Here is a 12,892-nt window from a genome sequence, read left to right on the forward strand (position 1 = left end):
CAGGAGAACAAGGAATTTCCGGGACCAATCAGACACTCGTCTGGTTGATGATCGGTGATCGATTCACACTGGGTGGACGATGCGGCCGGAACTTCGCGAGGAGCGCGGCATGCCCAGGGAACGGCTGACCACAGACCAGCGGAACTCTTTCATCGCGGCCCAGCTGGGCTGGACCATGGACGCCTTCGACTACTTCATCGTGCTGTTCGTCTACGCGGACATCGCGAAGAGCTTCCACATGCAGAAGACCGAGGTGGCCTTCATCACCACGGCGACGCTGCTCATGCGGCCGGTCGGCGCGCTGCTCTTCGGGTTGTGGGCCGACCGGGTCGGCCGGCGCATCCCGCTGATGACCGACGTCGTCTTCTACTCGATCGTCGGCTTCCTGTGCGCGTTCGCGCCGAACTTCACCGTGCTGATGGTCCTGCGCCTGCTCTACGGAATCGGCATGGGCGGCGAGTGGGGCCTCGGAGCGGCGCTCGCCATGGAGAAGATCCCGCCGTCACGGCGCGGGTTCTTCTCCGGGCTCCTGCAGGAGGGCTACTCGTTCGGCTACCTGCTCGCGTCGCTGGCCTCGCTGCTCGTGCTGAACGCGATGGGCCTGTCGTGGCGCTGGCTCTTCGGCCTCTCGATCATCCCGGCGCTGATCAGCCTGATCATCCGCTCGCGCGTGCGGGAGTCGGAGGTCTGGGAGAAGGCCCAGGACCGGATGCGGGTCACCAAGACCAGGCTGCGCGACGTGGTGACCAATCCGGTGATCGTCCGCCGGTTCGTCTACCTGGTCCTGCTGATGACCGCGTTCAACTGGATGAGCCACGGCACCCAGGACGTCTACCCGACCTTCCTGTCCGCGCACCAGGACGGCGGCGCCGGCATCGACAGCGTCACCGCGAAGTGGATCGCGGTCGTCTACAACATCGGCGCGATCATCGGCGGGCTGGTCTTCGGCTCGCTGTCCGAGCGCTTCGGCCGCCGCTACACGATCGCGTTCTGCGCCGTGCTCGGTCTGCCGCTCGTGCCGCTGTTCGCCTACTCGCACACAGCGTTCCTGTTGTGCCTCGGCTCCTTCCTGATGCAGGTCATGGTGCAGGGCGCGTGGGGGGTCATCCCGGCGCACCTCACCGAGATGTCCCCCGACGCCATCCGCGGTTTCTACCCCGGCGTGACCTACCAGCTCGGCAACTGCCTTGCCGCGTTCAACCTGCCGATCCAGGAGTCGCTGGCCGAGTCGCACGGTTACCCGTTCGCACTGGCCGTCACGATCATCCCGGTGCTGATCGCGGTCGCGGCGCTCACGCTCATGGGCAAGGAGGCCAAGGGCATCCGGTTCGGCACCGACGAGAGCGCCACCCAGCCGGTCTCATCCACTGCGGCGAGCGCGGCCGACTGACCGGCCGACCTCCTCGTCGTGCGGCGTGTCCTGCATCTTGAGCCCGACCTGCGGCGTGGGCCGCGGGCGGCGGGGCTCGCGCACGCCCGCGCCGCCACCGCCCGTGCGCGTCCACAGCTTGATCGGCGAGCCGGGCGAGACCACCGCGCCGGACTCCGGGCTCTGGTCGGTGACCACCGCGCCGCCCAGGATCAGCTGGGCGATCGGCACGTCGCCGTCGTCGGCGGAGATGCCGACCAGCCCGCGGCCCTGGAGCGTGTCGCGGGCGTCCTCGACCGTCATGCCGATCACCGACGGCACCGTGACCGTGGCCCCCCGCCGGGCCATGCGAGCCGCCGCGCGCGACAGGACACCCGCCGGCGCCGGCTCCTGCTCGCCCGGCTCGGCATCGACGTCGCGCCAGCGCTCCCAGGCCGACTGACGGGTCACGCCCAGCTTGACCGCGATCTCCGCCCACGACCGGCCCTCGCGGCGGGCTGCGCGGACCGCGGCGAACTCGGTCTCGTCCAGCAGCCGGCGCAGCTGACCGATGTTGTGCAGCGCGGCCAGGGCATCACCACCGTCCTGGATCCGTGCCCAGGCAAGCAATTCCGCCCAAGACTGCTCACCCTCGCCCCAAGCATCCCGCTGAACCATCGCTTGCCTCCCCAAATCTGTCAGGCCACCCTGACTGTGCTGCAAGGCTACCCTGACGTCACCTCGCGGCGCACCTCTCGTTGAGCGTTTGGTGCCCCCTCACGCGTGGTAGGTGAGACGCATGACCCTTGAGCTCGGCACCGGCGCCGTGCTGCCCGGCGGCTACCGGATCAGTGAACGCATCGGATCCGGTGGGATGGGGGTGGTTTTCCGGGCGGTCCACCAGGACAGCGGCAAGACCGTCGCGATCAAGCTGTTACGCCCGGGCTCGACCGACCGGCGCTTCCGCGAGGAGGGCCGGGTGCTGGCCCGGCTCGACCACCCGGGGCTGGTCGCCGTCCTCGACGAGGGCGAGTACCGCGACCGCCCTTTCCTCGTGCTCGCGTACGTGCCTGGCCCGACGCTGCGTGAGCTGCTGGAACTGGGGCCGATGCGGCCCGGCGAGGTCGCCCGCATCGGCGCCGACCTGGCTCGGACGCTCGCCTACGTGCACGGCCAGGACATCGTGCACCGCGACGTGAAGCCGTCCAACATCCTGATCACCCAGGACGGCAGACCGGTGCTCAACGACTTCGGCGTGTCCTACCGCCAGGGCCGGACGCGGTGGACGCAGAGCGGCTTCGTCAACGGCACGGCCGCCTACCTCGCGCCCGAACAGGTCAAGGGTCAGCCGCCCTCGGCCGCACTCGACGTCTACGCGCTGGGCCTCGTGCTGCTGGAGTGCCTGAGCGGGTTCCCCGAATACGACGGCACCGCGATCGAATGCGCGCTGGCGCGGCTGCACCGCACGCCACGACGGCCGCACAACGCACCGGACTGGCTTTCCGACGTCCTGTTGCGGATGACCGCCACCGATCCGGCCCAGCGGCCGACCGCCGCGCAGGCAGCGGAGCTGCTCTCGAGCGAGGGCCAGGTGGCCGTGCTCGCACCGAACCGCAGGCAGCGGGCCAGGACGGCGTTGCTGGCCGGCGCGGCGACGGTGGCCGCGGCCGGGCTGGTCACGGCGGCGTGGCTACCGGCCTCGTCGTCGGCGAACACCAGCGGCGAACCGGTGCCCGGGCAGTTCGCGCCGGTGGTGGCCGACCCGCCGGGCACGATTCGCCCCACGACCGGCAACAGGGTCGTGCCCGCGGCGGAAACCGTTGCCGCGCACGACAACGCTCACCCGCCGACCCAGGCCCAACACCCCAAGCCCGCCCCGGAGAAGACCGCACCCAAGACGCAGGTCAAGACCCAGGCCAAGACCAGTCCCCCGTCGGCTCAGCCCGGCCACGGCCCGGGTAGCGGGAAGGGCAAGGGGAAAGGTGACCACGTGGCGGGATCGCCCTCGTCGGACCCCGCCACGTGATCACGTGAACTAGCAGGCGCCGTTGTCGGTCCAGACGCCTTGGCTGTTGTTGCCGGGGGTGTCGCCCTGGGTCCACCACTTCGCGGTCCACTTGTGCCCGTTGTAGGTCACCACCGAGCCACCGGTGTACGCCTGGGTCGAGTTCCAGGCCGCCACCGAACCGCAACTACCGGCAGGTGGCGTCGACCCACCACCACACACCCCGTTGTCGGTCCAGACGTTCTGGCTGTTGTTGCCCGGGACGTCGCCCTGCGTCCACCACTTCGCGGTCCACTTGTGCCCGTTGTAGGAGACGACAGCCCCGCCCGTATAGGCCTGGCTCGCGACCCACGCCGGTTCCGTGCAGCTCTGCGGCGGCGTCGTGGTGGTCGTCGTCGTGGTGGGCGGCGTGGTCGTCGTGGTGGTGGTCGGCGGCGGACCGTCGCATGAGGACGGTGTGGACGCCAGACCGTCGACGACCGAGTGGAACAAGGTCGACGCCGGGTCGAGGTCGTACAGCGAGAACATCATCGCCCCGCCGAGGCCCTTGCAGTGCACGTAATCCATCCGTGCCTTGATCGACTGCTTGGACTCGCCGGTGTAGAAGTTGTTCCCGTCGTAGAACCACGCGGACTGGGTCGTGTTGTCGAAGAACGTCGTCGACGGGTTGTCCACCAGCCCCGTGAGTTCCTTGTACATCGCCGTTCCCGGCGTGTTGCCCGACATCGGGTGCCCCGGCGACGGCCCGGACGCGGCCTGGTAGAGCCCGTGGTTCGCGCCGGCCGCGACACCGGTCCAGCCGCGGTAGTAGAACGGCACACCGAGGTTCAGCTTGTTCGCCGGGAACCCGCCCGCGATGCCGTACGCGGGATCACCGTGGATGTAGGCGTTGAAGATCCCGTCGATCGAGTACTTCTCGTTGCCCGGCGGGATCGGCGTCGACGGGTCGTTCGGCGCCGGGTACAGCGGGTCCTGGAAGTTCGTCGGACCGGTCGCGTCCCACGCGCCGTGCATGTCGTAGCTCATGACGTTGGCGAAGTCGAGGTACTGGTGGATCTTGCCGGTCTCGATCTTCGCGACCTTGTCCTGGCCGCCGGGCAGCGCGGCGGAGAGCTTGTAGCCCGACCCGGCCGCGTTGAGCTGGCTGCGGAACTCGGCCAGCAGCGCGGTGAAGTTCTGGGTGTCGTTCGGGCTGGTGTGGTTGCCGAGGTGACCTGCGCCCGAGGCCGGGTACTCCCAGTCGATGTCGAAGCCGTCGAAGATGCCGGCCGCGGTGCCGGGCCCGCCGAAGCCACCGGCCGCCGGGATGTTGCCCTTGATGAACATGTCGACGCAGGAGCTGACGAACTTCTTGCGGGAGGCGTCGGTGGCGGCCGCGTCGGAGAAGTACTTCGAGTAGGTCCAGCCACCAAGGGAAACAAGGACTTTCAGGTTCGGGTGGCGTGCCTTGAGTTCCTGCAACTGGTGGAAGTTGCCGACGATCGGCATGTTCCAGGTGTCGGAGGTGCCGTCGACGCTGATGCTCGAGTCGAAGGTCTTCTGGTAGTCGGCGAACTGGTCGCCCGCGCCGTCACCCGCGTTGGGGTTCTGCTCGCCGGTCGGGCCGGTGTCGCTGGCCTTCGTGGCCTCGAAGCAGGTGAGGTTGGCCGGGTCGATGTTCTCGAAGTCGTACAGGATGTAGTCGAGGTTGTTGGCGATGGCGTCGACGTTCTTGAGGTAGTACGCGTTCGCGTAGATCGACCACTGGTCGAAGTAGGCAACGCGCACGCCGCCGCTGCCGGCGGCCGCGTGCGTCTCGGCCGGTGCGGCCGACGACGGCCCGGCCGTCGCGAGCACCATGCCGCTGACGACGGCGGCCGCCGCGGCCGCCGCGCTGATGGCGGCGCGGGTGGACTTTCTCATCGTGGGTTCTCCCGAGGGGAAGGGAAGAGGCGTTGGGGTGGCCCCGCGGTGGGCGGTTTGGTGTGCGCCCGTGCCCACCGCGGGACCATGTTCTGGGGGATCAGCGTTCTTGGGATCAGCAGGAACCGTTGTCGGCCCAGACGTTCTGGCTGTTGTTGCCCGGGGTGTCGCCCTGCGTCCACCACTTCGCGGTCCACTTGTGACCGTTGTAGGTCACCACCGAACCGCCCGTGTACGCCTGCGTGGAGTTCCAGGCCGCGACGGAACCGCAACTACCGGCAGGTGGCGTCGAGCCACCACACGCACCGTTGTCGGCCCACACGTCCTGGCTGTTGTTGCCCGGGATGTCGCCCTGCGTCCACCACTTGGCCGTCCACTGGTGGCCGTTGTAGGAGACGACGGATCCGCCGGTGTAGGCCTGGGTCGAGTTCCAGGCCGGCGCGGTGCAGTTGCCGGGCGGTGAGGTGGTCGTCGTCGTGGTGGGCGGCGTGGTGGTGGGCGGGGCGGCGCCCGCGAACTCGGTGGTGAACTTCGTGAAGTCCCAGTCGTTCTGGGGCACGTTGCTGCACACACCGTTGTCGGTGGTGCCGCTGCACTGCCGGTCGCGGTTGACCGACCAGAAGGTGAACCGGGCGAGGTGGTGGCTCTTCGCGTAGTCGAGCACGGTGCGGAAGTCCGCCTGGTAGAACATCTCGGCCGCGTCGGACTTGCCGTTCATGCCGGAGAAGCCCTCGTGGCCGTAGGCGGTCGCGCTGTCCCAGCCCATGTGCTGCATCAGCAGGCCGTGCAACGCCTCGAGCGCGGAGACCTGCGACGAGCCGCCGTTGAAGCCGCCGTCGAAGGGCATGATCGAGAAGTTGTTCGGGGTGAAGCCGATGGACTTGGCCTTGTCGATCAGCAGGGTGCCGAACCAGCCGGTGCCCGCCGCCGTGCCCGGCATGGTGACCGAGACGTAGAGGCCGGGGTTGTTGCGCTGCAACGTCTGCGCGGCGCCCAGCTCGTTGGCGATGGCGGCGTCGTTCTCGTACTCGGGTTCCTCGAGGTCGAAGTCGATCGCCTTGAGGCCGTACTTGTCGACCACCTGCTGGTAGGCCGCGGCGGTCGCCGAGACGGTGCCGCAGGTCTGGCCGAGCTTGGTGCCGCCGTAACCGCCGACCGACACCGAGACGTCGCCGCCGTTGCCGCGGATCCGGTTGATCACCCCGGCGACGGCCGTGTCGCTGCTGACCGGCGACGTCCCGTCCCACGTCGGGGAACAGCCGCCGCCGTTGGGCGCGAGGATGAACGCGAGCTGGAACGCCTTCTGCCCGGTCGCGTTCATGACCGTGATCGGGTCGGGCGGGTTGTTGCTCTGCGGCATCAGGTACGGCGCGGAGGCGTACCAGTTGCTGCTCAGCGAATTGACCTGCGCTTGCGGGGTCGCGGCGCCCGCCGCGCTGAGCCCGGTGATAGCGGCTGCGGTGAGTGTGACCGCGGCCAGCAAGCCGGCGGCCAGGGTGGGTCTGCGCATCTGCCCTCCTCACGGACAGTGACCGTCAGAACCTAAACAGGAAAGCTTGTTTCTGGAAACTTCCTTTACTGTGACGCAGGGCACCCCGCGAAGTCAACTGTTGGCCTAGACCAATCTGTCCGACCCGGGTGTGTCCCCCACTCCGGCAGGGTGTGTCCCCCACTCCGACCGGGTGTGTCCCCCGTTCCGGCAGGGTGTGTCCCCCACTCCGACCGGGTGTGTCCCCCGTTCCGACCCGGCGTGTCCCCCACTCCGGCAGGGTGTGTCCCCCGTTCCGGCAGGGTGTGTCCCCCGTTCCAGCCGGGTGTGTCCCCCGTTGCGGTTGGTCGTGTGGTCCGGAAGTGCATGGGGTGGGTTCTGAGGCAGGTCCCTGTGAGACCGAGGCTCAGCCGCGCGCCGCGATCACTCGCTCCCTGCGCCAACCGGTCAGAGGTTCGGGGACATGGGCGAGCCCATCAGCACCAGCAGCGAAGCGATCACCAGGGCCATCCCGCCGAGGAAGACGAAGCCCGCGTAGCGATACACCTTCACCACCACATCCGGGCGGCCACCGATCGCGATCACACCCAGCATCGCGGCCAAACCCAGCAGCGGCACGGCAAGCGCGCACAGCATCGGCGCCAGTTCCGCCGTCGCTATGTCCTCAATGGACACGGCCGTATCGCCGTCGTAGCGGACCGGGAACGACCGGCCTACCTCGTGTTCATAGGTGTCCTCTAAGACCACGCCGCGGCGCACCAAGCCGTCCTCGCCTCGGAAGTCGCCGTGGCACTCGAACTTGCGGTGCTTCGGACCGCCGTACTGGTGGCATTCGGTGACGGTCGCCGTGCCCGCGGCACCGGCTATGCCGGCACTGCGGGCCACCCGGCCCGCGTTGAACGCCAGCAGAACGATCGCGCCTGCCACCAAGACCGCGGCCAGGGCTCCCCATTTGCGGCGCTGTGCGGCGGTTGCCCCGTCGGGACGGGGCAACCGGAAACCCGGCACCTCAGCCGCGTTCGATCAGGTGTCCGACCACGTCCGGACCCGGGTGCGCATGCCCGGAACCATCCCGGCGCAAGTCCACGTCCGGCAGCTCCACCGGCGAGCCGCCGCTGGTGACGCCGGCCGGGCGCGGGCCGATCCAGGCCAGCGCGAGTGCGTTCTCCCCCTTGAGGAAGCGCTGCGTGCGGACGCCACCGGTGGCGCGCCCCTTCGCCGGGTACTCGCTGAACGGCGTCACCTTCACCGACTGGCCGGTCGACGTGACCACCATCGGCTCGCCGTGCTCGTCGTCGTCGGTGCGGATGGCGCCGAAGAACACCGCGCGCTGACCGGCGGCCAGCTTGATGCCCGCCATGCCACCGCCCTTGAGCCCTTGCGCGCGCACCAGGTTCGCGTCGTAGCGCAGCAGCGACGAGTCCGCCGACACGAACGCCAGCGTCTCCGTGCCGTCCCGCAGCCAGACCGCGCCGATCACCTCGTCATCGTCCTTGAGGCCGATCACCTCGAACTCCTCCGAGCGCACCGGCCACTCCGGCGAACACACCTTCACCACGCCGTTGCGGGTGCCCATGGCCAGACCGGGCGACTCCTCGTTCGGCACCAGCGGCGCGATGCCGACGACCTTCTCCCCCGCGGGCAACGCGGCGACCTCGCTGGCCGCCATGCCACCGCGCAACGACACCGTGCCGACGGCTTCGGGCAGCACGGGCAGTGGCAGCACGTCGGTCTTGATCGCGCGGCCCTTGTTGGTGATCACCAGCACCTGGCCGCGCGCGGTCGTGTGCACGATCGCGGCCACGGCGTCGTGGCGGGCCCGGCCGCTGCGCTTGCGCGCCTCGGGCACCTCCTCCGACTCCGCGCCGGTGCGGGCCAGCAACCCGGTGGCCGACAGGATCACCTGGCAGGGGTCGTCGGCGACCTCCAGCGGGCCTGCCGGCTTCGATGCCTCGAGCACCTCCTTCAGGTCGCCGTCGATCAGCGACGTGCGGCGCTCCTGGGTGTGCTCCTTGGCCACGGCGGCCAGCTCGCGGGAGACGACCTTCTTCAGCTCGCCCTCGTCGTCGAGGATCTTGGCCAGCTCGGCGATCTCCTCGATGAGCTTGTCCTGTTCGGACTCCAGCTCCAGCTTGTCGTACTTGGTCAGGCGCCGCAGCGGGGTGTCCAAGATGTACGTCGCCTGGATCTCGGAGAGCTTGAACCGCTTCATGAGGCCGTCCTTGGCATCCTGAGCGTTCTCGCTGCCGCGGATCAGGCGGATCACCTTGTCGATGTCCAGCAACGCCTTCAGCAGGCCCTCGACCAGGTGCAGGCGGTCCTCGCGCTTGCGCTTGCGGAAGCGGGTCCGCCGCGTCACCACCTCGTAGCGGTGGGCGAGGAACACCTCGAGCAACGGCTTGAGCCCCAGCGTCTGCGGTTGCCCGTCGACCAGCACGAGGTTGTTGATGCCGAACGACTGCTCCATCGGCGTCAGCCGGTAGAGGTCGGCCAGCAGCGCCTGCGGGTTCACCCCGACCTTGCACTCGATCACCAGCCGGGTGCCGTTCTCCCGGTCGGTCAGGTCCTTGACGTCGGCGATCCCGGTCAGCCGCTTGGACTTGTTCACCTCGTCGGTGATCTTCTCGATGATCTTCTCCGAGCCCACCTGGTAGGGCAGCTCGGTGACGGTGATGGCCTGGCGGCCGCGGCTGCCCTCCAACAGGCCGATCTCGACCTTGGCCCGCATGCGCACCACGCCGCGGCCGGTCTCGTAGGCGCGCCGGACCTCGTCCAGGCCCAGCAGCATGCCGCCGGTCGGCAGGTCGGGGCCGGGCACGAACTCCATCAGCTTGTCGAGGTCGGCGTTCGGGTGGTGGATGAGCCACCGCGCCGCCCCGACGATCTCGCCGAGGTTGTGCGGGATCATGTTGGTCGCCATGCCGACCGCGATGCCGGAGGTGCCGTTGACCAGCAGGTTCGGGAACGCCGCGGGCAACACGACCGGCTCCTGCAGCGACCCGTCGTAGTTGGGCCGGAAGTCGACGGTGTCCTCGCCCAGCTCCCCCACCAGCAGCATCGCCTCAGGCGACATGCGGGCCTCGGTGTTGTGGTTGACGAACCCACCGGCGAGGAACGAGTGGTCCTCGCTGTCCACCCGCACCGAGTAGACCTCTTCGGGCGCCCCGGATTCGATCGAGGTCACCCGTTCGAACCGGTACGCCGACTCCACGATCGGCGCGATGGTGGACCGCACCTCGGTGTCCTCGACCTGGCGCCAGTCGTCGAGCCCGGTCTCGAAGAACACGTACTCGTCGATGAACGGGATCCGGTCGCCCGCGCGGCGCGGCACGTCGGCGGTGCACACGATCGAGTCCGTGGTCAGCTCGTCGAGCCGGTGCCACATGAGCAGCGGCACGCCGGCCGGTGCCTCCAGGCACAGCACGAGGTGGTTCTCGCTGCCCCGCAACGAAAGCCCGGACGCCGACGTGATCTTGACCGTCGGGTGGACGCCGGAGTTGAAGACCTTGCTGACGTGGACGGCCTTGCCGTTCTTGTCCAGCACCTCGAAGTCGGCGTCGGCCTCGGCGTCGGCAGGCAGGTTCACCACGTCGGCGATCCGCGGCGTGCTGCCGTCGGCCAGCTTGATGCGCGTGTCACCGACCACGCAGTACCGGCTCGCGGCCGGGCCGTCGTCGGGTGAGCCGAAGTTGCCGTGCCCGTCGATCAGCGGCGCGTTGAGCGAGAAGTCCTGCGCCATGCGCACCATGGCGTCGTAGATCGCCATGTCGCCGTGCGGGTGGTAGCGGCCCATGCAGTCACCGACCACGCGGGAGGACTTCACGTAGGCGTGCGACGGGCGATACCCGTTCTCGGACATGGAGAACAGGATGCGGCGGTGCACCGGCTTGAGGCCGTCCCGCGCGTCGGGCAACGCCCGCGAGTGGATCACCGAGTAGGCGTACTCCAGGTAGGAGTCCTCGATCTCGGTCTTCACCGGGTTGTCGTAGACGTGCGCGCCCGCGGCGTCGAACGCGGACGGATCGACCTTGGTGGTGGTGCCCTTGCGGCGTGCCATCGGTAAGCGCTCTTTCCGTGTGCTCAGCTCAGATGTCGATCGCTGCCTGGTCGACGCGGGCGGACGAGGCGACGAGCCAGTTGCGGCGCGGCTCGACCTTCTCCCCCATCAGCAGCTCGAGCGCCTCTTCGGCGGCGGCCGCGTCGTCCAGGGTGATCCGGCGCACCGAACGGCTTGCCGGATTCATCGTGGTGTCCCAAAGTTCGTCGGCGTCCATCTCACCGAGACCCTTGAACCGGGGCACCGGCGTGACGACCTGCTTGCCCTGCTTCTCGAACGCGGCGATCGTCGCTTCCATCTCGCGCTGCGTGAAGGTGAACTTGGTCTCCGGGTTGCGGCCGCGGGTGGTGACCTTGTGCAGCGGCGGCATGGCCGCGAACAGGCGGCCGTCCTCGATCACCGGGCGCATGTAGCGGGCGAAGAGCGTGATCAGCAGGGTGCGGATGTGCGAGCCGTCGACGTCGGCGTCGGCCATCAGGATGACGCGGCCGTAGCGCATCTGGCTCAGCTCGAAGGTCCGCCCGCTGCCCGCGCCGAGCACCTGCACGATGGCGGCGATCTCGGCGTTGCGCAGGGTGTCGGCCAGCGACGCCTTCTGCACGTTCAAGATCTTGCCGCGCAAGGGAAGCAGCGCCTGGTACTCCGACACCCGGGCCATTCTGGCCGAGCCCAATGCGCTGTCGCCTTCCACGAGAAATAGCTCACTGCGGGAGATCCCGGTGGTGCGGCAGTCGACCAGTTTCGGGGGCATTGCCGCGCCTTCCAGCGCGGTCTTGCGGCGGGCGGCGTCCTTCTGCTGCTTCTGGGTCAGCCGCACGCGGGCGGCGTCGACCACCTTCTGCAGGACGATCTTGGCCTCGGACTTGGTCTTGCGGTCCTCGGCCCACGCCTTGACGTGCTTGTCGACGATGCCCTGCAGCACCTTGGTGATGCCGGCGGTGGACAGCTCGTCCTTGGTCTGCGAGGTGAACTGCGGCTCGGGGATCCGCACGTGCACGACCGCCGTCATGCCTTCGAGCACGTCGTCGAGGACGGGCATGTCCTCCTTGGGCTTCAACAACCCCCGGGTGCGGGAGATCGCGTCCTGGATCGACTTGACCATCGCGCGCTCGAAGCCCTTGCGGTGCGTGCCGCCGTGCACGTTGCGGATGGTGTTGGTGAAGCACTCCACGGTGCGCTCGTAGCCGGTGCCCCAGCGCAGCGCCACCTCGACCTCGGCCCGTCGCTCCACTTTGGACCGCATGACGCCGTTCTCGTCGGCGGCGTTCTCCAGGTAGGTGCCCTCGCCGGTGATCATCAGCGTGCCCGAGACGGCCTTTTCCCCGTCCGGGGCGAGGAATTCCACCATGTCCATCAGGCCGTTGGGGAACTCGAACTTCTCCTCGGCGATGGCGCCCTCGGTGGCATCACGCAGGATGTAGGAGACGCCGGGGACCAGGAACGCGGTGTTGCGCAGCTTTTGGCGCACCAGCTCGTGGTCGAGCACGGCGCCGTTCTCGAAGTAGCGCGCGTCGTGCCAGTAGCGGATCGAACAGCCGGTCTTCTCGCCGCGCTTCATCTTGCGCACGACCTTGAGCCCGGGGCTCGGCGTGAACTTCGCCTTCGGGCCGGGCCCGTCGAACTCGGCCGGAACGCCGTGCGCGAACGACATCTCGTGCACCTTGCCGTCGCGCTTGACGGTGATGTCGAAGCGCAACGACAGCGCGTTGACCGCGGACGCGCCGACGCCGTGCAGGCCGCCGGAGGTCTTGTAGCCGGAGCCGCCGAACTTGCCACCCGCGTGCAGCCGGGTGAGCACCAGCTCGACGCCGGAGAGGCCGGACTTGGCGTGCACCCCGGTCGGGATGCCGCGCCCGTCGTCGTCGACCTGGACGCTGCCGTCGGCGTGCAGGGTCACCACGACCTTGGTCGCGTGCCCGGCCACACCCTCGTCGGTGGAGTTGTCGACGATCTCGGTGAACAGGTGGTTGATGCCGCGGCTGTCGGTCGACCCGATGTACATGCCTGGCCGCTTGCGTACCGCTTCCAGACCTTCCAGATGGGTCAGGTCATCGGCCCCGTAGAGGGTCTCAGCAGTCACAGGACGGTCCT

General features: G+C 68.8%; 8 protein-coding genes. 2 read left to right on the forward strand and 6 right to left on the reverse strand.

From position 1 onward, the window contains the following. The first annotated feature begins 109 nt into the window (after positions 1–109). Positions 110–1,390 (forward strand): MFS transporter, encoded by a 1,281-nt coding sequence (locus EV186_RS15925; RefSeq protein ID WP_133849983.1) that lies wholly within the window; start codon positions 110–112, stop codon positions 1,388–1,390. On the opposite strand, the gene EV186_RS15930 is transcribed toward EV186_RS15925, so the two are convergent. Further along, positions 1,361–2,026 (reverse strand): PASTA domain-containing protein, encoded by a 666-nt coding sequence (locus EV186_RS15930; RefSeq protein ID WP_133849984.1) that lies wholly within the window; start codon positions 2,024–2,026, stop codon positions 1,361–1,363. The genes EV186_RS15925 and EV186_RS15930 overlap by 30 nt on opposite strands. Positions 2,027–2,147: 121 nt before the next feature. Between EV186_RS15930 and EV186_RS15935 the strand changes: the two genes are divergently transcribed. Then, positions 2,148–3,374, forward strand: a complete 1,227-nt coding sequence (locus EV186_RS15935) for a serine/threonine-protein kinase (protein WP_133849985.1) — start codon at positions 2,148–2,150, stop codon at positions 3,372–3,374. 9 nt (positions 3,375–3,383) lie between these two features. Here EV186_RS15935 and EV186_RS15940 read toward each other — a convergent pair whose 3' ends face one another. The 5 genes from EV186_RS15940 to EV186_RS15960 all read right to left on the reverse strand — a co-directional run bounded on the left by EV186_RS15940 (position 3,384) and on the right by EV186_RS15960 (position 12,881). Next, complete coding sequence (locus EV186_RS15940; protein ID WP_243754056.1) at positions 3,384–5,255, reverse strand: glycosyl hydrolase family 18 protein; 1,872 nt, start codon at positions 5,253–5,255, stop codon at positions 3,384–3,386. Positions 5,256–5,370: 115 nt separating this feature from the next. Next, on the reverse strand, positions 5,371–6,765 hold the full coding sequence (locus EV186_RS15945) for a chitinase (protein WP_133849986.1): 1,395 nt from the start codon (positions 6,763–6,765) through the stop codon (positions 5,371–5,373). A gap of 426 nt (positions 6,766–7,191) precedes the next feature. Further along, positions 7,192–7,671, reverse strand: coding sequence for a hypothetical protein (locus tag EV186_RS15950; RefSeq protein ID WP_133849987.1), 480 nt, complete (start codon positions 7,669–7,671; stop codon positions 7,192–7,194). An 82-nt stretch (positions 7,672–7,753) separates the two neighbouring features. Beyond that, a complete protein-coding gene (locus tag EV186_RS15955) occupies positions 7,754–10,801 on the reverse strand; it encodes a DNA gyrase subunit A (RefSeq protein WP_133849988.1) in 3,048 nt (1,015 codons plus the stop codon). 28 nt (positions 10,802–10,829) lie between these two features. Beyond that, positions 10,830–12,881 (reverse strand): DNA gyrase/topoisomerase IV subunit B, encoded by a 2,052-nt coding sequence (locus tag EV186_RS15960; RefSeq protein ID WP_133849989.1) that lies wholly within the window; start codon positions 12,879–12,881, stop codon positions 10,830–10,832. Positions 12,882–12,892 lie beyond the last annotated feature (11 nt).

It is taken from the genome of Labedaea rhizosphaerae, from assembly GCF_004362825.1.
GTDB classification, from domain to species: domain Bacteria; phylum Actinomycetota; class Actinomycetes; order Mycobacteriales; family Pseudonocardiaceae; genus Labedaea; species Labedaea rhizosphaerae.

What these genes read in the sequence shown, in the direction of transcription:
- EV186_RS15925 (WP_133849983.1), top strand. Translation starts at nt 110, where the DNA reads ATGCCCAGGGAACGGCTGACCACAGACCAGCGGAACTCTTTCATCGCG.
- EV186_RS15945 (WP_133849986.1), bottom strand. Translation starts at nt 6,765, where the DNA reads ATGCGCAGACCCACCCTGGCCGCCGGCTTGCTGGCCGCGGTCACACTC.
- EV186_RS15935 (WP_133849985.1), top strand. Translation starts at nt 2,148, where the DNA reads ATGACCCTTGAGCTCGGCACCGGCGCCGTGCTGCCCGGCGGCTACCGG.
- EV186_RS15940 (WP_243754056.1), bottom strand. Translation starts at nt 5,255, where the DNA reads ATGAGAAAGTCCACCCGCGCCGCCATCAGCGCGGCGGCCGCGGCGGCC.
- EV186_RS15955 (WP_133849988.1), bottom strand. Translation starts at nt 10,801, where the DNA reads ATGGCACGCCGCAAGGGCACCACCACCAAGGTCGATCCGTCCGCGTTC.
- EV186_RS15930 (WP_133849984.1), bottom strand. Translation starts at nt 2,026, where the DNA reads ATGGTTCAGCGGGATGCTTGGGGCGAGGGTGAGCAGTCTTGGGCGGAA.